This window comes from Candidatus Pelagibacter sp. HIMB1517, from assembly GCF_052047895.1.
Lineage (GTDB): Bacteria > Pseudomonadota > Alphaproteobacteria > Pelagibacterales > Pelagibacteraceae > HIMB114.
On sequence record NZ_JBNAIW010000005.1, the window covers coordinates 41,336 to 62,253 of the forward strand.

23 protein-coding genes are annotated in these 20,918 nt (G+C 31.4%); 19 read left to right on the plus strand and 4 right to left on the minus strand.

Translation table 11 applies throughout. The annotated features are described in order from the left end of the window. Window positions 1–40 precede the first annotated feature (40 nt). Window positions 41–1,984: a transketolase gene (tkt, locus tag ACTTAT_RS03335; protein WP_440679654.1), complete on the minus strand. Its 1,944-nt coding sequence runs from the start codon at window positions 1,982–1,984 to the stop codon at window positions 41–43. A gap of 79 nt (window positions 1,985–2,063) precedes the next feature. On the opposite strand from tkt, the gene ACTTAT_RS03340 reads away from it, so the two are divergent. From ACTTAT_RS03340 to ACTTAT_RS03430, 19 genes are all read left to right on the plus strand, one after another. Then, window positions 2,064–2,504, plus strand: coding sequence for a hypothetical protein (locus ACTTAT_RS03340; protein ID WP_009360508.1), 441 nt, complete (start codon window positions 2,064–2,066; stop codon window positions 2,502–2,504). Continuing rightward, complete coding sequence (locus tag ACTTAT_RS03345; RefSeq protein ID WP_440679655.1) at window positions 2,498–2,926, plus strand: cell division protein ZapA; 429 nt, start codon at window positions 2,498–2,500, stop codon at window positions 2,924–2,926. Before ACTTAT_RS03340 ends, ACTTAT_RS03345 begins: the two co-directional genes overlap by 7 nt. A 5-nt stretch (window positions 2,927–2,931) precedes the next feature. Further along, the gene (locus tag ACTTAT_RS03350) at window positions 2,932–3,483 is read left to right on the plus strand and encodes a 5-formyltetrahydrofolate cyclo-ligase (protein WP_440679657.1); all 552 of its coding nucleotides are present in this window, start codon (window positions 2,932–2,934) and stop codon (window positions 3,481–3,483) included. Further along, window positions 3,483–4,283, plus strand: coding sequence for a TIGR00282 family metallophosphoesterase (locus tag ACTTAT_RS03355; protein WP_440679659.1), 801 nt, complete (start codon window positions 3,483–3,485; stop codon window positions 4,281–4,283). Before ACTTAT_RS03350 ends, ACTTAT_RS03355 begins: the two co-directional genes overlap by 1 nt. A 1-nt stretch (window position 4,284) precedes the next feature. Continuing rightward, on the plus strand, window positions 4,285–5,028 hold the full coding sequence (locus tag ACTTAT_RS03360) for a YebC/PmpR family DNA-binding transcriptional regulator (protein WP_440679660.1): 744 nt from the start codon (window positions 4,285–4,287) through the stop codon (window positions 5,026–5,028). After that, on the plus strand, window positions 5,025–5,522 hold the full coding sequence (locus ACTTAT_RS03365; protein ID WP_440679661.1) for a crossover junction endodeoxyribonuclease: 498 nt from the start codon (window positions 5,025–5,027) through the stop codon (window positions 5,520–5,522). The genes ACTTAT_RS03360 and ACTTAT_RS03365 overlap by 4 nt, the downstream gene beginning before the upstream one ends. Continuing rightward, the gene (locus ACTTAT_RS03370) at window positions 5,515–5,916 is read left to right on the plus strand and encodes a YbgC/FadM family acyl-CoA thioesterase (protein WP_440679662.1); all 402 of its coding nucleotides are present in this window, start codon (window positions 5,515–5,517) and stop codon (window positions 5,914–5,916) included. The genes ACTTAT_RS03365 and ACTTAT_RS03370 overlap by 8 nt, the downstream gene beginning before the upstream one ends. 63 nt (window positions 5,917–5,979) lie before the next feature. Then, window positions 5,980–6,657: a protein TolQ gene (tolQ, locus tag ACTTAT_RS03375; RefSeq protein WP_440679663.1), complete on the plus strand. Its 678-nt coding sequence runs from the start codon at window positions 5,980–5,982 to the stop codon at window positions 6,655–6,657. Further along, window positions 6,657–7,076 (plus strand): protein TolR, encoded by a 420-nt coding sequence (gene tolR, locus ACTTAT_RS03380; RefSeq protein ID WP_009360500.1) that lies wholly within the window; start codon window positions 6,657–6,659, stop codon window positions 7,074–7,076. The genes tolQ and tolR overlap by 1 nt, the downstream gene beginning before the upstream one ends. Before the next feature lies 1 nt (window position 7,077). Further along, on the plus strand, window positions 7,078–7,890 hold the full coding sequence (locus ACTTAT_RS03385; RefSeq protein WP_440679664.1) for a cell envelope biogenesis protein TolA: 813 nt from the start codon (window positions 7,078–7,080) through the stop codon (window positions 7,888–7,890). Further along, window positions 7,890–9,230, plus strand: a complete 1,341-nt coding sequence (gene tolB / locus ACTTAT_RS03390; RefSeq protein WP_440679725.1) for a Tol-Pal system beta propeller repeat protein TolB — start codon at window positions 7,890–7,892, stop codon at window positions 9,228–9,230. Before ACTTAT_RS03385 ends, tolB begins: the two co-directional genes overlap by 1 nt. 94 nt (window positions 9,231–9,324) lie before the next feature. Then, entirely contained in the window at window positions 9,325–9,792 is a 468-nt protein-coding gene (gene pal, locus ACTTAT_RS03395; RefSeq protein WP_440679665.1) for a peptidoglycan-associated lipoprotein Pal, read from the plus strand. 91 nt (window positions 9,793–9,883) lie between these two features. Next, window positions 9,884–10,807 (plus strand): tol-pal system protein YbgF, encoded by a 924-nt coding sequence (gene ybgF, locus ACTTAT_RS03400; RefSeq protein ID WP_009360496.1) that lies wholly within the window; start codon window positions 9,884–9,886, stop codon window positions 10,805–10,807. Next, entirely contained in the window at window positions 10,770–11,771 is a 1,002-nt protein-coding gene (gene tilS / locus ACTTAT_RS03405) for a tRNA lysidine(34) synthetase TilS (protein ID WP_440679666.1), read from the plus strand. The genes ybgF and tilS overlap by 38 nt, the downstream gene beginning before the upstream one ends. Window positions 11,772–11,826: 55 nt before the next feature. Further along, a complete protein-coding gene (ftsH, locus tag ACTTAT_RS03410) occupies window positions 11,827–13,734 on the plus strand; it encodes an ATP-dependent zinc metalloprotease FtsH (RefSeq protein ID WP_440679667.1) in 1,908 nt (635 codons plus the stop codon). A 10-nt stretch (window positions 13,735–13,744) separates the two neighbouring features. After that, a complete protein-coding gene (gene folP / locus ACTTAT_RS03415; protein ID WP_440679668.1) occupies window positions 13,745–14,800 on the plus strand; it encodes a dihydropteroate synthase in 1,056 nt (351 codons plus the stop codon). Further along, window positions 14,800–16,128, plus strand: coding sequence for a phosphoglucosamine mutase (glmM, locus tag ACTTAT_RS03420; protein WP_440679670.1), 1,329 nt, complete (start codon window positions 14,800–14,802; stop codon window positions 16,126–16,128). The genes folP and glmM overlap by 1 nt, the downstream gene beginning before the upstream one ends. Then, window positions 16,128–16,940: a bifunctional hydroxymethylpyrimidine kinase/phosphomethylpyrimidine kinase gene (thiD, locus tag ACTTAT_RS03425; protein WP_440679671.1), complete on the plus strand. Its 813-nt coding sequence runs from the start codon at window positions 16,128–16,130 to the stop codon at window positions 16,938–16,940. Before glmM ends, thiD begins: the two co-directional genes overlap by 1 nt. A 2-nt stretch (window positions 16,941–16,942) precedes the next feature. Continuing rightward, on the plus strand, window positions 16,943–18,235 hold the full coding sequence (locus tag ACTTAT_RS03430) for an adenylosuccinate synthase (RefSeq protein WP_440679672.1): 1,293 nt from the start codon (window positions 16,943–16,945) through the stop codon (window positions 18,233–18,235). Here the strand turns inward: ACTTAT_RS03430 and rpoH are convergent. Genes rpoH through ACTTAT_RS03445 form a run of 3 tightly spaced genes read right to left on the minus strand, consistent with a single transcriptional unit; the run spans window position 18,232 to window position 20,915 of the window. Then, complete coding sequence (gene rpoH / locus ACTTAT_RS03435) at window positions 18,232–19,134, minus strand: RNA polymerase sigma factor RpoH (RefSeq protein ID WP_440679673.1); 903 nt, start codon at window positions 19,132–19,134, stop codon at window positions 18,232–18,234. The genes ACTTAT_RS03430 and rpoH overlap by 4 nt on opposite strands. Before the next feature lie 37 nt (window positions 19,135–19,171). Next, entirely contained in the window at window positions 19,172–20,149 is a 978-nt protein-coding gene (locus ACTTAT_RS03440; protein ID WP_440679674.1) for an RluA family pseudouridine synthase, read from the minus strand. 34 nt (window positions 20,150–20,183) lie between these two features. After that, window positions 20,184–20,915: an amino acid ABC transporter ATP-binding protein gene (locus ACTTAT_RS03445; RefSeq protein WP_009360487.1), complete on the minus strand. Its 732-nt coding sequence runs from the start codon at window positions 20,913–20,915 to the stop codon at window positions 20,184–20,186. Between the last annotated feature and the right edge of the window lie 3 nt (window positions 20,916–20,918).

Sequence of the window (20,918 nt, forward strand, 5' to 3'; positions counted from 1 at the left end):
AATTCTTCCAAAACCATTAATTGCAACTCTCAACACTTTTTTAACTCCTTAATTTTAAAGCTTTATTAACTATATCATCATCAGTTAATTTAAAATATTTATAAACATCTTTATAAGGTGCACTTCTACCAAAATCTTCAATGCCAAGTGTTACACCATTATTTCCAACATATTTTTTCCATGACATTGGATAAGAAGCTTCAATTGAAATTTTTAATTTAGTCTCTTCTAATATCTTAGATTTATATTGTTCAGATTGAGCATCAAATAATTCCATTGATGGAAAAGAGATTACTTTGGAATTCAGGTTTTTTTGAGCCAATTTCTTTGAAGCTGAAATTGCAATTTCAACCTCAGAGCCACTTGCCATTAAAGTTAGGTCAATATTATCTGAACTTCTAAATATTTCATATGCTCCAAGTTCACAAAGATTTTCATTTTTCATTTGGTCTCTTGGTTGGGAAAGGTTTTGTCTCGTCAAAGATATCACCGTTGGCTTATCTTTGCTATTAAGTGCAATATCCCAACATTCTATTGTTTCAGTGGTGTCGCATGGTCTTAATACATTTAGATTTGGAATTGATCTTAAGCTACTCAAATGCTCAATGGGTTGATGTGTTGGGCCATCTTCACCAAGACCAATAGAGTCATGTGACATGACATAAATGACTCTTTGTTTCATCAAAGCAGATAATCTTATTGATGGTTTGCAATAATCACTAAAAACTAAAAAGGTTCCTCCGTATGGTATTAAATGACTGTGAAGTGCGAGGCCGTTCATAACAGATGCCATTGCATGCTCTCTTACTCCATAGTGAATATAATTACCTTTAAACTTACCTGGTGAAATAATTTGTTGGTGGTCTGTTTTAGTATTATTTGATCCAGTTAAATCAGCAGATCCACCTATAATTAAAGGTAAGTCTTTGGTTATATTTTTTAATATATTTTCAGAAGATTTTCTTGTTGCCAGTGGTTTCAACTCTTTAGCAGCAGTTTCTTTTGAATGATTTATTATCGATTTAATTTTTTTCTTAATTGTTTCTTCTTTAAAAGAAAACTGTTTTGATTTTTTTTCTTCAGCTTTACCTTTTTTTCCAATTTCTCTCCAAGCTTTTAAAATATATTCTGGAACTTCAAATGGCTCATATGACCATTTTAATTTTTTTCTTATTAATTTAATTTCATCATCACCCATTGGACTACCATGCGCTGAAGATTTACCCGCTTTGTTTGGTGAGCCAAACCCAATTTTAGTCTTGCATGAAATTACAGTTGGTTTTTTTGCTTTTTGCGCTTTCTTGAGTGCTTTAAAAATTTCTTTTTCTTTGTGACCATTAATTTCAATAAAATCCCAATTATAACTTTCAAATCTTTTTTTATATTTATCTGACACAGCAAGATTTGTTGGACCATCGATTGAGATTGAATTATTATCAAACAGCATGATCAAGTTTTTAAGTTTTAAATGACCAGCTAAACTCATGGCTTCGTGACTGATACCCTCCATTAAGCAACCATCACCAGCTAAGACATAAGTTTTATGATTAAATATTTTTTTTCCAAATTTGGCTTGTAGAATTTGTTCAGCCAAGGCAAACCCTACTGCATTTCCAATACCTTGACCCAATGGACCTGTGGTCGTTTCAATTCCAGTCCCATGTTCATATTCAGGGTGACCTGCACATATTGAATTTAATTGTCTAAAGTTTTTAATATCCTCAATCGAAATGCTTTTGTAACCCGTAAGATAAAGTAGAGAGTATAAAAGCATAGACCCATGACCTGCAGACAAAATAAATCTATCTCTATTTTCCCAGTTTGGATTTTCAGGATTAAATTTTAAAAAGTCTTTAAATAGGACTGTGCAAACATCTGCCATTCCCATCGGCATACCTGGATGACCGGAATTAGCTTTTTGAACAGCATCAACTGACAGAAAACGAATAGCATTCGCTAAATCATTATGTGTGCATTTTTTCATTAACAAATTATGTAAGACTTAATTTCTCGAAATTATTATTACTTTGTAGTATAATTATAAATAATAATATTCGTTTTCTATGGATAATTTAAAAGAAAAAGAGCAGAAATTACTGGAGTCTTTGGTCAGATTAGACACCATTACCGACTTAGTTGTTGGATCTAAGAAAAAGATTGTTGATCTTCAAGAGGTAAAATCAAAATTAGAGACTGAAAAAAATGATCTTACGGTTAAGTTATCCACACTTGAAAATGAAAACGAAGGTCTAAAAGCAGAGCTTCAAGAGCTTGAGAACAAAATGAACAGCGATGATGTTTCAAATGAAAATTTAAAAGAAAAAATTTTGAACATGGAAACAGAAAATGCAGAGTTAAAAAAATCTATAGCGAAATTAGAAGAAGACTTAGAAACCTCAAGATATAAAGTAATACAGGCAGAGAAAAATAAAGATGAAGTTTCAAAAAGACTTGATGAACTAAATCAAGAAGCAAATGATTTATTAGGGTCTGACGAATGGTAAATGTTAATGTAAATTTTAATGGTAGAGACTATCTTCTTGCGTGTGAAGAGGGGCAAGAAGAAGATCTTCAAAAATTAACAGAAGAACTTGGAAAAAAATTTAATCAATTAAAAAAAGATCTTGGCAATTTAGGTGAAGGAAAACTTCTTTTAATTACAGCAATCCAAGTTATTGATGAATTATATACCCTGAAAACATCCTTAAAAAAATTAAAAAATCATTCAAGTGATCTTGAGAGTAAGTTTAAAGAAATTAAAAATTTATCTATTAGCTATAAAGAAGATAGAGATAAAGAAGTCGAGGAATTAAAAGTCAAGCTTGATGAATTAAAAAAAACGATTGAGGAAAATCAAAATAATTATACGCAGATTTTGAATAAGGCGAGCGAGTCTATAAATAGCTTCATCACTAAAGCTGTTTAATCTTAATGAAAAAAAAAATTAGAGATAAGTTTTTAAAACTTAGAGAAAAAAAATATTTTGATCTTGATAAAAAAAATCAAAGCTTTTTTTCTAATCAAATAACAAAAATTTGTAAAAATCATAAAGTTAAAAAAATTGGATTTTATTATCCTATTAATTATGAGGTAGATATTGTTTCTATTGTTTCTAAAATTAAAATTAAAAATTTAAAACCTTTTTTACCAGTAGTAGAAAAAAATAACAAAATGAGCTTTAGAGAATGGAAAACACTAGAACCATTTTATGTTAATCGTTTTGGTATTTTAGAGCCAAATAAAAAGAACAAAAAAACAAAACCTCAGTTAATCTTAACTCCACTTGTTGCCTTTGATCAAAATAAAAATCGCCTAGGATATGGTAGAGGATTTTATGATCGTTTTTTAAATCAGGTTTCGAAACAAAAAAACATTATATCTATTGGTATCGCTTTTTCATTTCAGGAGGCTAAAAAAATTCCTTCACAAAAACATGATAAAAAACTTGATTATATTTTAACTGAAAAGAAATTGATAAGTTAATGAACTTTTTATTTTTAGGCGACATAGTTGGAAGAGCAGGGCGCAATATTGTTATTGAAAAATTAAAAGATTTGATCGATCAATATGAAATAGATTTTGTCATTGCAAATGGTGAAAATTCGGCAGGGGGTTATGGTATTACTGAAGAAATTTGTAATAATTTATTTGACGCTGGAGTTGATGTCATTACATCTGGAAATCACATATGGGATCAAAAGGAAACCATGAACCATATTATAAAGGAAAATCGATTATTAAGACCTATGAATTTTCAAGAAGGAACACCAGGACGTGGATTTGAAATTTTTGAAAAAAAAGGTTTTAAAATTGGTGTGATGAATATCATGGGCAATGTTTATATGAAAAAATGTGAAGAAGTTTTTCCCTATGTAGAAGAGCAACTAAAAAGAATTAATTTAAAAAAAGAAGTAGACTTTTTAGCTGTAGATTTTCATGCTGAAATTACTAGTGAAAAACAAGCTATGGGTCACCTTTTAGATGGAAAAGCAACTTTTGTAGTTGGTACTCACACCCACACACCCACTCTTGATTTTAGAATTTTGGAACACGGAACGGCTTATCAAACAGATGCCGGGATGTGCGGAGATTACAATTCAGTCATAGGCATGAATAAAGAAAATGCCATTTTAAAATTTTTTAAGAAAAAAAGTGATAGACTTGTTCCTGTTATTAAAGACGCAACTATTTGTGGCATCAAAGTTATAGCGGATGATAAAACAGGCTTAGCAAAAGACATTCAACCTATTATGGTAGGTGGAAATTTAAAATATAATAATTGATATGGCAGGACACTCGCATTGGGCAGGAATTAAACATAAAAAAGGAAAAGCTGACAAGCAACGTTCAAAGCTTTTTTCAAAATTAAGTCGAGAAATTACAGTTTCAGCTAAACTTGGTATGCCGGATCCAAGTATGAATCCAAGATTAAGATCTGCAGTACAAGCTGCAAAAGAAGCAAACATGCCAAAGGACAATATTGATCGGGCGATTAAGAAATCTCAAGGTAGTGATGAAGCTAATTATGAGTCTATTGTATATGAAGGTTTTGGACCATCAGGAACTGGTATTATTGTAGAAGCACTAACAGATAATAAGAATCGTACTATCTCAAATGTAAGATCTATATTTGAAAAAAATGGTTGTTCATTAGGAAGCGAAGGATCAGTTTCCTATCAATTTGAAATTTGTGGCTTAATTCGAATAAAAAAAGACTCATGTTCAGAAGATGAGATATTTGAACAATCAACTAATTATGGCGCAAGTGATTTTAAAGTGGAAGGAGATTTTTATGAAATTTTTTCTGAAAAAAATGATCTCCATACATTACAAATTGAGCTGGAAAAAAAGTATGATCTTAGTTTTTGTGGAATAATTTATAACCCAAAAAATACAATAAAAATTGACAAAGAGGGTTTTGAAAAAATTATTAATTTTATTGATGCTTTAGAAGAGGATGATGATGTTCAAAAAGTTTACTCAAATTTTGAAGTAGATCAAAAAATATTGGAGGAAATGTCATCTTGATCGTATTTGGTATTGATCCTGGAGTAAGTGGTGCGCTTAGCATTTATGAGAATAAAAAACTCAAGGAAGTCATTGATATGCCTACAATGAGTGAAGGAAAAAAAAATAAAAAACAAATTAATGCAGCTCAATTGTCGTTAGAGATTAAACAAAGAATTAACAGATCATCAGAAACAGCAGTAGTCATTGAGCATGTGACAGCTATGCCAGGACAGGGAGTTACTAGTATGTTTAATTTTGGACAATCTTTTGGGGTGATTAAAGGAATATGTTCAGCTTTAACCCTGCCTATTTATTTTGTAAGGCCTGTTAAATGGAAGAAGCATTTTAATCTTATAGGTTCTTCAAAAGATGCAAGCAGAACCAAGGCAATAGAATTATTTCCAAGTTTTTCAAATGATATGGCCAAAAAAAAAGATGCCAATAAAGCTGATGCTATCTTGATAGGAAGATACTTTTTAGATCATTTTAATAATGAAGGATTTCATGGATAAAGCATTTACCTATAAAACAAAAATTTATTACGAAGATACAGATGCAGGTGGGATTGTCTATTACGCTAACTATTTAAAATACTTTGAAAGAGCTAGAACTGAAATGATTTATTCTTTAGGTTACGATCATAAAAAACTCAATCAAAATGACGTTTATATTGTCGTAAGATCGTGTCATACAGATTATGAAAAGCCTGTTAAATTTGAAGAAGAGGTTAGCGTTGTTACTAAGTTATCTAAAATTTCACCTGTTAGAATTAATTTAATTCAGTCTGTAAATGTGAATAGCGAAGTTCGTGTAATAGCAAATGTTGAACTAGCAGTGATTGATCAATCTGGAAAACCCAAAAAGATGCCAGAGGATCTATATAAATCTTTCAAAAGTTGTATTTAACTACAAATATCAATAGATCATTGTCATATTAATGACAATTTTCAAAAATAGGAATTTATAAATATGGAACCACAAGTAGGAGCCGCAGCTTCCGCAATTGCTGCAGCAGATTTTTCTTTTTGGACTCTTTTTACTAGAGCTGATTTTATCGTTAAATCTGTAATTATTATGTTAATTGCAGCATCAATCTATTCATGGGCACTAATTTTTGAAAAATATAAAGTATTTAAAAAAATATTTAAAAGTTCAGAAGAATTTGAAGAAGAGTTCTTAAATTCTAAATCTGTAAAAACTTTGTTTGAAAAAACTAGCTCAGATACAGATGATCCAATGACAGTAGTATTTAGATCTGGTGCTAATTATTTAATGCAAAACAAAAGTCACTCCCAAGCTGTTTTAACTGAAAAAGTTAAAAGAGTGATGGATGTAGCAATTGATAAAGAAGTTGAAAAATATGAAAACAAATTAACTTTCCTTGCAACTGTGGGTTCAGTTGCACCTTTCGTTGGATTATTCGGAACAGTTTGGGGAATTATGAATTCCTTTCAGTCAATCGCAATTTCAAGAAATACTAGTTTGGCAATTGTAGCACCAGGTATTGCCGAAGCATTATTTGCTACAGCTTTAGGTTTGTTAGCAGCAATTCCAGCAGTTGTTGCTTATAATAAATTTACAAGTAGTTCTCGAAAATTTACTCAAAAATTAGAAAACTTTACACAAACTTTCTTATCAATAATTTAATGGGTGTTAATCTAAATAAAAGTTCTTCAAGATCCAATTCTCCTATTAGTGAAATAAATGTTACTCCATTTGTGGATGTGATGTTAGTTTTATTAATTGTATTTATGGTGACCGCTCCTATGCTTACAGTTGGAGTACCAGTAAACTTACCCGAGACTAATGCGGATTCATTACCTGATGATAATGAGCCCTTAACAGTTTCAATTAATGCAAAAGGAGAAATTTTTGTACAAGATACAAGAGTTGGTTATTCTGATTTGGTTCCAAAACTTCTAGCCATATCAAAGAACAGAACTGATACTAGAATATATGTGAGGGGTGATAAAAATTTAAATTACGGACGCGTTATTGATATTATGGGTAATTTATCAGGAAACGGTTTTACAAAGGTCGCATTAATTACAGAAACAAAACGTTAATATGTATAGAAGTTTATCATTATCTATACTTTTTCATGCAGGAATATTTGCCATAACGTTTTTTACATTACCTTTTATTGTAAAAAAGCCAATCGATGTTCCACCAATCATATCAATTGACCTAATACAAATATCAGACAAAACAGCATTACCATTTGCTCCAAAAGCCAGGGAAATTATTGAAAAAATTAAGGAAGAAAAAGAAAGAGTAGTTACAAAACAAGCGCCACCAAAGATTGTGAAAAAAGAAAAGCAGGACGCTGTTCCTATGCCCGATCAAATTAAGAAAAAGAAGCCTAAAGAAACTGACAAACAAAACCCAGAAGAAGTCAAAGATGAGATTAGACAGTCATCTGAGTTTGAAAAAAAAGAGCTTTTTGATCCTAATAAAATTGCTGCTTTAATTGATAAATCTAAAGAAGAAACTGCTGATATTCAACAAAAGCAAAGCTTAGAAATTACACAGGATCAAGATTCTACTGTTAGTTTAGATAAAGGTCTTACTATTACACAAGAAGATGCCATAAAGGCGCAAATCTTTAAGTGTTGGAACATCCCACTTGGTTTGCCTTATGATGAGGATTTAACTGTAAGAGTGAGGTTAAAATTAAATAAAGATGGGTCTATAATGAGTTCAGAAATTTTAGATCACGTTAGAATGAACAGACCGGGACAAGGATTTTATAAGGTTTTAGCAGAAAGCGCACTAAGAGCAGTAAGATTATGCAATCCTTTAAAGATGCCGGCAACTGGACATGACAAGTGGAAAGATTTACAACTTAATTTTGACGCAAAAGAAATGTTAAGAGGATAATTGTGAAAAAAATATTAGTAACTTTATTTTTAATTCTATTTACCAGTAAATCTTTTGCTGTAGTTACAATTGATATTACAAGAGGAAATCTTGAACCACTGCCTACTGCGATATCAAATTTTTATATTGATAATCCAGAAAAATTTTCTGAAAAGATTAAATCGTTAAAATTAGAAGAAAATTTACCAAAAGTAATCAAGGGAAATTTAATGCGCTCAGGTTTATTTTATGTTTTAGACAATAAATCTTACATTCAGCAACCAAAACTGTCTCACTTAAAACCTAGATTTGAAGACTGGAGATTAATTAAAGCTCAAATCATGGTTTCAGGAAAATTGAGAATTGATGACAAAGGAAGATTAAGAGTAGAGTTTAGATTATGGGATGTAGTTTCAGCAAAAGAAATAGAAGGACTTGCTTTATTTGCAACACCATCGTCCTGGAGAAGAATTGCTCATATTATTTCTGATAAAATTTATCAAAGACTTACCGGTGAGGAAGGATATTTTGATACCAGAATTATTTATGTTGCGGAGAGTGGTCCAAAAACACAACGTGAAAAAAAATTAGCTATCATGGATCAAGATGGTGCGAATAATAAATTTTTAACGTTAGGAAATGAACTTGTGCTTACACCAAGATTCAGTCCAAATGGGAAAATGGTAACTTACATGTCTTATTTTAAAAATTTACCGAGAGTTTATTTATTAAATATTGAAACTGGGATTCAAGAAGTAGTCGGTGATTTTCCAGGAATGACTTTTGCACCAAGATTTTCTCCAGATGGAAGAAAAATTATTATGAGTTTTGCAAGAGATGGTAACTCAGATATTTATACAATGGATATTGAGTCAAGACGTGTCGAGCAGATAACATCTAATCCTGCAATTGATACATCTCCATCATTTTCACCTGATGGAAGATTTATTGTGTTCAATTCAGACCGAAGTGGCCTTCAACAAATTTATACCATGAGAAGTGATGGAAGAGGTGTAAAAAGAATATCAAGAGGAAAAGGTTTGTATGGAACTCCAGTTTGGTCTCCAAGAGGAGATTTAATTGCATTTACAAAAATTCATAAAGGAAAATTTTATATCGGTGTTATGCGAACCGATGGAACAGGTGAAAGATTGTTAACACAAAATTTTTATCAAGAAGCACCATCATGGTCACCAAATGGAAGAGTATTGATTTTCTATCGTGAAACAGCTGGTGGAAAAAAAGGACAAGGCTCTAGTGCAAAGTTATGGGCTATTGATATTACTGGTTACAATGAAGTCAAAATTAAAACTCCAACTGACGCATCAGACCCATCTTGGTCTGGTTTATTGTCAAAATAGGCGAATTGAAGGTTTTTTTTATTAATCTAGGGTTGAAACTCGTTTTCAATTATGTAGAAGTGGGACTAATAAAATTTAAATTTTAAGAGGATATATGTCATTAAATAATATTAGAAATTTCGCTCTTGTAGCAGTTTTAGGTTTTTTAGTATCTGCCTGTGCAACTGGCGGAAAAAAGAGAACGTCAAACGATTGGTACACTGGAACAGACACTGTTAAATTTTTAGCAGCTGGTGTTCCTGATAGAGTATTCTTTGCAACTAACAAATCAAGTTTACACACTGCATCTAAAAGTACTTTAAATAAGCAAGCAGCTTATATTAAGTCTTCTGGAATTAGTGTGGTGGTAGAAGGTCATGCCGATGAAAGAGGTACTAGAGAGTACAACTTAGCATTAGGTGAAAGAAGAGCAAACGCTGTAAGAGATTATTTAATGTCTCAAGGTGTTAGCGGAAGTAACGTGACTGTAATCAGTTACGGCAAAGAAAGACCTGTAAACCCAGAATCTTCAAGACTAGCATGGTCTCAAAACAGAAGATCTGTAACTGTAAAAGCAAAGTAATCAGTTTACATAAGGTTTAAAAGATTAATTAAAGACCCTGTCTAAACGCAGGGTCTTTTTTTTGCCAATTTTTTAGGTATTACTTAACTTAATGAGATTTATTATTTTTATTTTTTCATTCCTATTAATTTTTTCTACCGCAAGAGCAGATGAAAAATTAAATCAAGTTTTAAAAGAATTACAGCAAATCAAAAAAGATATGCAAACTTTAGAAAAAGCAGTTTACTCACAAAGCTTTAAAGGTTCTGGAAAAACTCAAGCATCAGGTTCACTGGAAGGTGCTTTAACTCGACAGCTTGTAAAAATAACAGAGCTTGAAGAACAAATGCAAAAACTTACTGCTAGTCACGAAGAAGTTATGTTTTCATTTGAACAGTTAAATGAAAGATTAAACAAAACGCAAAAAGATAATGAATTAAGATTATCAGATTTAGAAACAGGAGATGTTAAACAAGTTACAAAAAAAACAAAACCAAAACAATTTCCTGGAACAGACAAACCTCAAAATTTAGGTAACATGGTGGTTCAAAAAGAACCTGAGCAACAACAAACAAGTTCAATTAATCCTGCAAGTGTTGTGAAAATTGAAGAACCAGAAGTAAAAGAAATTTTACCAAAAAAATCTCCTGAGGAGCAATACAAATTTGCAACAAGTTTAATTAAAGTTGGTGATTATGATCAAGCCGAATTAGCTTTAAGAGAATTTGTTAAAAAAAATTCAAAACATAAACTCGCTGGAAATGCACAATACTGGTACGCAGAAACTTTTTATATCAGACAACTTTATCATGATGCAGCAGCTGCTTATTTAGATGGATATCAAAAATATCCTCAAAGTTCTAAAGGACCACAAAATTTATTAAAGCTTGGAGTCACATTATCTGAGCTGGGTGAAAAAGACCAAGGTTGTCAGATGCTTGATGGTATAAAGAAACAGTATCCTAAAGCTAAACAGTCTGTTATCCAAAAGGCGAAGTATGAAAAGAAAAAATACAAGTGCCCAAGCATTGGATAAAAGCTTAGAAAATATATTTCCTCATTTTAAAAACTTTTTAGACAAAAATTTAAAAGAAAAAAAATTTGTTATTGGGGTATCTGGTGGACCAGATAGTATGGCTTTAGCTTATTTGTCCAAAGTATATTCTATTGATCGCAATAAAAACTTTGAATGCGTAATTATTGATCACGGTGTTAGAAAAAATAGTGATAAAGAAGCCAAAAAAGTTAAATCATCTTTATTAAAACATAAAATAAAATCTATTATTTTTAAGATAAAATTTGAGAATTCTAGCAATTTTCACTCTGAAGCTAGAGTTAAAAGATATGATAAAATCATTGAATTTTGTAAAAGAAAAAAAGTTAAAAAAATTCTATTAGGGCATCATCTAGATGATCAAGTTGAAAATTTTTATATTAGGTTAAGTCGAGGTAGTGGTTTAACAGGACTATCGCCAATTAAAAAAATATCAAAATATAAGAACACTTACTTTTTAAGACCATTTTTAAATAATAAAAAAAATGAACTAGTTAAAATTGCTAAAAAAAACTTTGGTTTTTTTGTTAATGATCCATCTAATTTTAAAGATAAATACCTAAGATCCAGAGTAAGAAAATTAAGAAATTTTATGGAAAAAGAGGGTCTTGGTGATCAGAGACTTTTAAAAACCTTAACTAATTTAGATAAGGCAAGTGAGGCATTAGAATTTTATTCTAATCAAGCTGTAAAAAAACATATTACAAACAAAGGAAACGTTTCTAGTATTTCAAAAAAATTATTTAAAGAACCTAATGAGGTCATTTTTAGATCTATCTCTTCTTTTTTGACAAAAAAAAAGAATTATCCTCCAAGAGCAAAAGGTATTGATCGCCTAATTACAGATTTATCTAAAAATAACACTAATAAAGTTACTCTTGGTGGTTATGTTTTTGAAAATGGCCTTAATTTAGTCAAAGTAAAAAAAGAAAATAGAAAACGTTGATAAATAGGACCTTTTTGATCTTGTTTAAAACGAATTAATAATTACTTTATATTATATGAATATTAAAAATCTGATGATGTGGGGTATCATTGCCCTTTTGGTTTTAGGTTTGTTTAATCTATTCCAAAATCCAAATAATACATCATCTAGAGACCTTCCATTTTCTACCTTCATTACTGAAGTAGACAAAGGTAATGTAACTTCAGTTGACATTAGAGGAAGTGAAGTTTCAGGAACTTTTTCAAATGGAACAAGATTTAAAACTTATTCTCCAAATTATCCTGAACTAGTTCAAAAATTAACTGATAAAGGAGTAGCAATTACTGCAGGACCTTCTGAAGATGGTATGCCATCTTTCTTTGGCGTTTTATTGTCATGGTTCCCAATGTTATTATTAATTGGAGTTTGGATTTTCTTCATGCGTCAAATGCAAGGAGGAAAAGGTGGAGCGATGGGTTTTGGAAAATCTAAAGCAAAACTAATGAATGAAGTTAAAGGCCGAGTGACATTCAAAGATGTTGCAGGAGTTGAAGAGGCTAAAGAAGAGTTAGAAGAAGTTGTAGAATTTTTAAAGGATCCAAGAAAATATCAAAGACTTGGTGGAAAAATTCCAAAAGGTGCTTTATTAGTTGGACCTCCAGGTACAGGTAAAACTTTAATTGCAAGAGCAGTAGCTGGTGAAGCTAATGTGCCATTCTTTACAATTTCAGGATCAGATTTCGTAGAAATGTTTGTTGGAGTTGGAGCATCACGAGTAAGAGATATGTTCGAACAGGGAAAGAAAAATTCGCCTTGTATTATTTTCATAGATGAAATCGATGCAGTTGGAAGAAGTAGAGGTGCAGGACTTGGTGGAGGAAATGATGAAAGAGAGCAAACATTAAACCAATTACTAGTTGAGATGGATGGATTTGAAACAAATGATGGTGTCATTTTAATCGCAGCTACAAACAGACCTGATGTCCTAGACCCAGCCTTATTAAGACCTGGAAGATTTGATAGACAAGTTATTGTCCCAAGACCTGATATTATTGGAAGAGAAGCAATATTAAAAGTACACGCAAAAAAAATCCAAACAGGACCAGATGTAGATTTAAGAACAATTGCAAGAGGAACACCTGGGTTTTCTGGAGCGGATTTAGCAAATATTATTAACGAGTCAGCATTACTTGCTGCTAGAAAAAATAAAAGAATTGTAACCATGATTGATGTTGAAGAAGCAAAAGACAAAATCATGATGGGAGCTGAAAGACGTTCTAAAGTCATTACAGAAGATGATAAAAAATTAACGGCTTATCATGAAGCAGGTCATGCAATCATTGGATTAAATGTAAAAATTAAAAATATTAAAATGCATAAAGCAACAATTATTCCAAGAGGAATGGCTGGTGGAATGGTAATGTGGTTACCTGAAAAAGATGAAGATTATCAATCAAAAGATCAATTTGAAGGAATGATTGCCATGGCAATGGGCGGAAGAGTTGCTGAAGAAAAAATATTTGGAAAAGATAAGGTCACAACAGGTGCAGGTGGTGGAGGAAGTTCTGATATTGGAAAAGTCACACAAATAGCAAAAGACATGGTGACGAAATATGGAATGTCCGAAGAATTAGGACCAATTGCTTATGGTGATAATGAAGAAGAAGTATTTCTTGGAAGATCAATTACTAAAAACCAAAGCATGTCAGAAGAGACTGTGCAAAAAATTGACAAAGAAGTTAAACGAATTGTATTTGAAGGTTACCAAAAAGCTCAAAAGATTATGGAAGATAAAATTGATGATCTACACAAACTTGCAAAGGCTTTGATGGATTATGAAACTTTAACTTTTGATGAAATCTCAAATATTTTATACAAAGATACTTATCCAACTAGACATTCTGATAAACCAGATCAAAATCAAGGTAGTGGTAAAAAAGAATCTGCTCTAGGCTCAATTGGTTTAAAGCCAAAGCTTACTTAATCAATAATCGATGCAAAAAATTTATGTAAGACCCATAAGTATGTCTTATGGTTCAGACGCCAGAAAATTAATTAAATCAAAACAGGCTTTACCCATATGTGCAAATAAAAACTTAGCTTTTGGTAAATTAGAAATCACAACTCGAGGTAAAAAAAACCAAATTAAAACAATAAATATAAATCAATTAAAAAATTTACCATCCAGGTTGAAAAAAGAAGTTTTAAAAAAAATAAGAAACGTCACCCAAAAAAGAAAAAAAATATCAGGTCTAAATCTTGATACCTTCAAAATTTTTGGTGTTTTAAATGTCACACCAGATAGCTTTTCCGATGGTGGTAAATTTAATAAATTAAAACAAGCAATCAAGCATTCTAAAGAAATGATAAATCAAGGTGCTGATATCATTGATATTGGTGGAGAGTCTACGCGTCCAGGTGCAAAACTTATTTCAGTAGAAAATGAGAAAAAAAGGGTATTACAAGTTATCTCAAAAATTAAGAAATATAAAATCTCAATCGATACAAGAAAATCGCAAGTGATGGTTGCTGCAATAAAAAAAGGTGCAAAAATAATTAATGATGTTTCTGCGATGGATTTTGACTCACAATCATTAAGCGTTGTAGCCAAGTTAAAAAAACCAATTATTTTAAATCATTCTCAAGGAACACCTGACATTATGCAAAACAACCCAAGCTATCAAAATGTGCTTTTAGATATTTATGATTATTTTGAAAATAAAATTAATCAGTTAACCAAAAGAAAGTTTTTAAAACAAAATATTATTTTAGATCCAGGTATTGGCTTTGGTAAAAATTTGGATCACAATTTAAATCTTATTTCTAACATTGGTTTATTCCATGCTTTAGGATGTCCAATTATGTTAGGACCATCAAGAAAAAGTTTTATTGGCAAAGTTATGAAAGATAAAGATAGTAAAGATAGATTGGGCGGTACTTTGGCTGCGGTCATAACAGGGTATAACCAAGGTGTGCAGTGTTTTAGAGTTCATGATATAAAAGAATCGTATGAAGCACTTAAAGTTCAGGAGGCTTTGAATTCGATTTAATGAAAAAATATTTTGGAACAGATGGTATTAGAGGGAAAGTAAACCAAGGTGTAATTAACGGTGAAAAATTCTTTAAATTTGGTTTGGCCGCGGCGACCTATTTTGCAAACCCAAAAAAAAATAAACCCGTTGCTATTATTGCAAAAGATACAAGGTTATCAGGTTATACATTAGAGCCTGCATTAGTATCTGGATTAACCTCTGCTGGAATGAACGTTTATACTTTTGGTCCTATGCCAACCAACGCACTAGCAATGATTACAAAGCGTATGAAAGCAAATATGGGTATCATGATTACCGCATCTCATAACCCTTATGATGATAATGGTATGAAACTATTTGGCCCAGATGGAATGAAGTTGTCAGATAAAATTGAAAAAAAAATTGAAAAAATTATTGATACCAATACTCAGAAACACCTTATCAATGCAGAAAAATTAGGAAGAGTAAAAAGATTAGAAACGGGTACCGATCTATACATTGATATTTTAAAGAAAAATTTTCCAAAAAACTTTAATCTTAAGAAACTAAAAATTGTTTTAGATTGTGCAAATGGCGCAGGTTATAAGGCTGGACCTAAATTACTTAGATCTCTTGGTGCAAAAGTTATTGCTATTGGAACTGAACCCAATGGATTAAATATAAATAAAAATTGTGGATCGACTTTTCCAAACAAAATTCAATCAGCAGTAAAAAAATATAAAGCTCATATTGGAATAGCGCTTGATGGAGATGCTGACCGAATTATTATTTGTGATGAAAAAGGAAAAATTATTGATGGTGATCAAATTATTGCAATGCTAGCCACAAGGTGGAGAAAAAAAAGATTACTCAAAGGCGGTGTTGTTGGAACTTTAATGTCTAACTATGGTTTAGAAAAATATTTTAAAAATCAAAAAATTAAATTTAAACGCGCAGATGTTGGTGACCGCTATGTAAAAGAAGTAATGAAAAAAAATAACTTTAATTTAGGAGGTGAGCAATCTGGACATATTATACTTGGAAAGTTTGCAACAACCGGTGACGGTTTATTAGTTGCTTTAGAAGTTTTATTTAGCTTAAGAAAATCAAAAAAGACAAGTAACCTATTTAACTTGTTCAAACTTACTCCTCAAATATTAGAAAATGTAACAGTAAAAGATAAAAATATTATTAATTCACTAAAATGCAAAAAGGCGATTAACCAAGCTAATAAATTAATGAAAGGCCAAGGAAGGATGCTGATTAGAAAATCTGGAACAGAGCCTAAAATTAGAATTATGGGAGAGTCTGATAATAAAAAATTATTACAAAAGTGCATTTCAATTATTAAAAAAACAGTTCATTAATGAAACCAAGAGCAAAGATTTTAATTATCGCAGGATCAGATTCTTCTGGGGGCGCTGGAATACAAGCAGACATTAAAACAGTTTCTGCACTTGGTGGCTATGCGATGACAGCAGTTACAGCCATCACAGCACAAAATACAACTGGTGTGAAATCAATTGTTGCCATACCACCAAAAGAAATTGCAAACCAAATCATGTTTACAGCAAATGATATTAAACCTGATGCCATCAAAATTGGTATGCTTCATTCTGTTGAAGTGATTAAGCAAGTTATTAGTTGCTTAAAAAAAATTAAAACAAAACATATTATTCTAGACCCAGTGATGGTTGCAAAAGGTGGGGCTAAATTAATTAATAATAAAGCAATTCAGTTTTTAGAAAAACAAATGATCAAACATGCATATTTGATTACACCTAATATTCCTGAAGCTGAAGTTTTATCAAATATGAAAATTAATACGTCAGAAGATATGATTTATGCAGGGTCAATTTTAATTAATAAAGGTGCAACGAATGTTCTAATTAAAGGAGGCCATTTAAAAGGTAGTTTTGTAAGAGATGTTTTGATTAATAAAAAAGAGATTAAAGTATTTAAAAATAAAAAAATTAATTCCAAAAATACTCATGGAACTGGTTGTACATTATCAAGCGCAATTACAACTTATTTAGCATGTGGAAAAACTATAAACAAAGCATGCGAACTCGGTATCAAATATGTTAATCAAGCTATTGGATCTAAGATTAATTATGGAAAAGGTCATGGTCCAATTAACCATCTAACATCTGTTAGTATAAATAAAGAGTTTAAGTAAGTATGAAGAATGTGGTTGTCGTAGGTTCGCAGTGGGGAGACGAGGGCAAAGGTAAAATTGTAGATTGGTTGTCAGATCAAGCAGATGTTGTTGTTCGTTTTCAAGGTGGTCATAATGCAGGACACACACTAGTTATTGATGGCATCACTTATAAATTAAAACTTTTACCTTCAGGAATTGTCAGACCTGGTAAGATTTCAGTTATTGGAAATGGCGTTGTAGTTAACCCTTGGGCACTATTAGAAGAGATTAAGTCTATTCAAGATCAGGGCGTTAAAGTAACAGAAGAAAATTTAATTATAGCTGAAACTGCTAATTTAATTTTACCTTACCACAGTGAAATGGATGAAATTAGAGAAGATGCTGCTGGAAAAGGAAAAATTGGAACAACACGAAGAGGAATTGGTCCAGCATACGAAGATAAAGTAGGAAGACGAGCAATTCGTTTAATGGATTTAAGATCTGAAAGTAACCTAGATCAAAGACTGGATATTGTGCTTCAACATCACAATGCAATTAGAAAAGGGTTGAATAAAAAGATTTATGAAAAAGAGGAATTAAAAAAAGAATTGATGAAGATTGCGCCTGAGATTTTAAAATATTCTCAACCGGTATGGAAAAAAATTGATGAATTTAAATCTGAAAACAAAAAAATATTATTTGAAGGTGCGCAAGGTATTTTACTCGATGTTGATCATGGAACCTATCCTTTTGTCACATCATCTAATACGGTAGCTGCAAATGCTGCAACAGGATCTGGTTGCGGACCAGATACCATTGGTTATGTTCTTGGAATTACAAAAGCTTATACGACTAGAGTGGGCGAAGGTCCTTTTCCAACAGAACTTGAAGATGCTGATGGAGAAAAATTAGGAAAACGTGGACATGAATTTGGAACAGTAACAAATCGAAAAAGACGTTGCGGTTGGTTTGATGGTGTACTTGTTAGACAAACGATCAAAGTTGCAGGTATTCATGGAATTGCATTAACTAAACTTGATGTCCTTGATGATTTTGATGAAATTAAATTTTGTGAAAAGTATGAACTTGATGGAAAGGAAATTGATTATTTTCCTGCAGCTGTTGAAGATCAAAAAAAAGTAAAACCAATTTATAAAACATTTAAAGGTTGGAAATCTGAAACAAAAGGAATTAGAAATATTGAAGATCTTCCAGATCTTGCAAAAATTTATGTTGGTGCCGTAGAAGATTTTATTGGTGCTAAAATTTCAAGTATTTCAACAAGTCCTGAAAGAGAAGATACCATTCTTCTCGAGAATCCTTTTGATAATTAATTTACAGAAATTAGTTTTTGATCTTTTGCCTGTTCAAGCATTTCTTTTTGTAGTTTTTCAAATGCTCTATTTTCAATTTGTCGAATTCTTTCACGACTAATATTATATTTTTGGCTTAATTCTTCTAATGTCTTTGGTTCTTCATTTAATCTTCGATCAAATAAAATTTGTTTTTCTCTTTCATTTAAAATAGACATTGCTTTGTCCAATAAAGCTTTTCTTTTATTAGTTTCTTGACGGTGTGCAATTTGTAACTCTTGATCAGCATTTTCATCAACGACCCAGTCTTGCCACTCCGATTCACCTTCTTCACCAGAAATGGTAGCATTTAATGATGCTTCAGGACCTTTCATTCGCTGATCCATTGAATTCACTTCATCTTCAGTCACATCAAGTCGGTTTGCAATTTCTGTAACTTGTTCTGGCAAAAGATCAGTTTGGTCTGATCTCATAATTTGGTTTTTCATTTTTCTTAAATTAAAAAATAACTTTTTTTGTGCAGCAGTTGTTCCAATTTTAACTAAGCTCCAGGATCTTAAAATATATTCCTGCATAGACGCTTTTATCCACCACATTGCATAGGTTGCTAATCTAAAACCTCTTTCAGGATCAAATTTTTTAACAGCAGTCATTAATCCAATATTACCTTCAGAAACTAATTCACTCATTGGAAGACCATATCCTCTGTAACCCGTTGCAATTTTTGCAACCAATCTCAAGTGAGAAGTAACTAGTTTATGAGCAGACTCTTTGTCACCTTTTTCCCTCCAATTTTTAGCTAGGATATATTCCTCAGCTGCATCCAGCATTGGAAATTTTCTTATTTTTTGTAAATAAGAATCAAAACTCCCATCAGGAGATAAAACAGGTAGATTGGTTTTACTTATTTCTTTACTCATGCTGTATATGTAATTTTTAATTTCAAACCTTCAAGGCTCAATTTTTTAGTGTTTCCAGCCTATTTTTTAATTTATTTAAATCATCTGGCAATTCTGAGGCAAAGAATACCTCCTCATTTGTTGTTGGATGAATAAATCCAAGAGTATGTGCATGTAGCGCTTGTCTTTTTAATGATTTTAAAATTTCTTCAAATTCTTGATCGATACCTCTAATCTTTTTTATTTTTTTACCATAAGTTTGGTCTCCTAAAATTGGATTACCCTTATGAGACATGTGAACTCGAATTTGATGAGTTCGTCCAGTCTCAAGAATACATTTGACTAAACTGATATCTGGAATTTTATTTCCTTTAAAAACTTCTAACGTTTCATAGTTGGTTATCGCATCTTTACCTCTGATCACATCTGCACTCATTTTTTGTCGGTTAGTTTTGTTCCTACCAATCAAGGTTTCAATTTTTCCATGAAGAGGTCTGAGAATTCCGTAGACAAAAACCAAGTAACTTCTTTTAATTGAGTGCTCCTCAAACTGTTTTGCAATAAAGGCATGTGCTTGATCATTTTTAGCAACCACTAATAGTCCACTGGTATCTTTATCAATACGATGAACTATACCAGGGCGATCTTCACCATTCATGCCTGAAAGATTATTTTTACAATGATAAAGCAAACCATTAACCATTGTATCTTCATAATTACCCGCACCTGGATGAACAACCATTCCAATAGGCTTATCTATGATAATGATATCTTGATCTTCAAATATAATGTTAAGGTCCATTTTCTTTGGAATAAGATTAATGGTTTCTTCTTTTAAATTTTCAAATTCGATCTGGTCCCCTGATTTAACTTTATGAGATGGATCTTTTAAAACTTCACCATTTAATTTAAGGAGCTCAGTTTTTATAATTTTACTAACCTTTGATCTGCTAATTTTTGGATATTGTTGTGCTACAACTTGATCAATTCTTTTTTGATCAAAGTTTTCATCAACTACAAAATTATAGTTATTCATCTGAGTTAAAGTATATCTTATATAAACAAAAAGTTTATAGAATTTGACTTAGGAAAAGTTTTGTTCTCTCATTCTCTGGGTTATCAAAGAAGTCTTTAGTCTTTTTAGCTTCTACAATATTCCCTTCATCCATAAATACGACACGGTCTGCAACTTCTTTAGCAAAACCCATCTCATGAGTTACCACGCACATTGTCATACCGCCTTTTGCTAAATCAACCATCACATCTAAAACCTCTTTAATCATTTCAGGGTCTAATGCAGATGTGGGTTCATCAAAAAGCATAATTTTTGGCTCCATACAAAGTGCTCTTGCAATTGCAGCTCTTTGTTGTTGTCCACCTGATAACTGTCCAGGAAACTTAGCAGCTTGATCATCAATTTGAACTTTTTTCAAATAATCCATCGCTAAAGCTTCAGATTCTTTTTTAGTTTTTTTCTTCACCCAAATTTGAGCAAGTGTACAATTTTCTAAAATAGATAGGTGTGGAAACAAATTAAATTGTTGAAATACCATTCCAACTTCACTTCTAATTGCTGAAATATTTTTGGTATTTTCATCAAGAGTCATACCATCCACTATGATTTCACCTTTTTGATGTTCTTCTAATCTATTAATGCATCTAATTAATGTGGACTTTCCTGATCCAGAAGGGCCACAAATAACAACTTTTTCTTTCTCGCTAACTTCAAAGTTAATGTCTTTAAGGACATGAAAATCACCGTACCATTTATTAACTTGTTTTAATTGAATTATGTTTTCCATTGT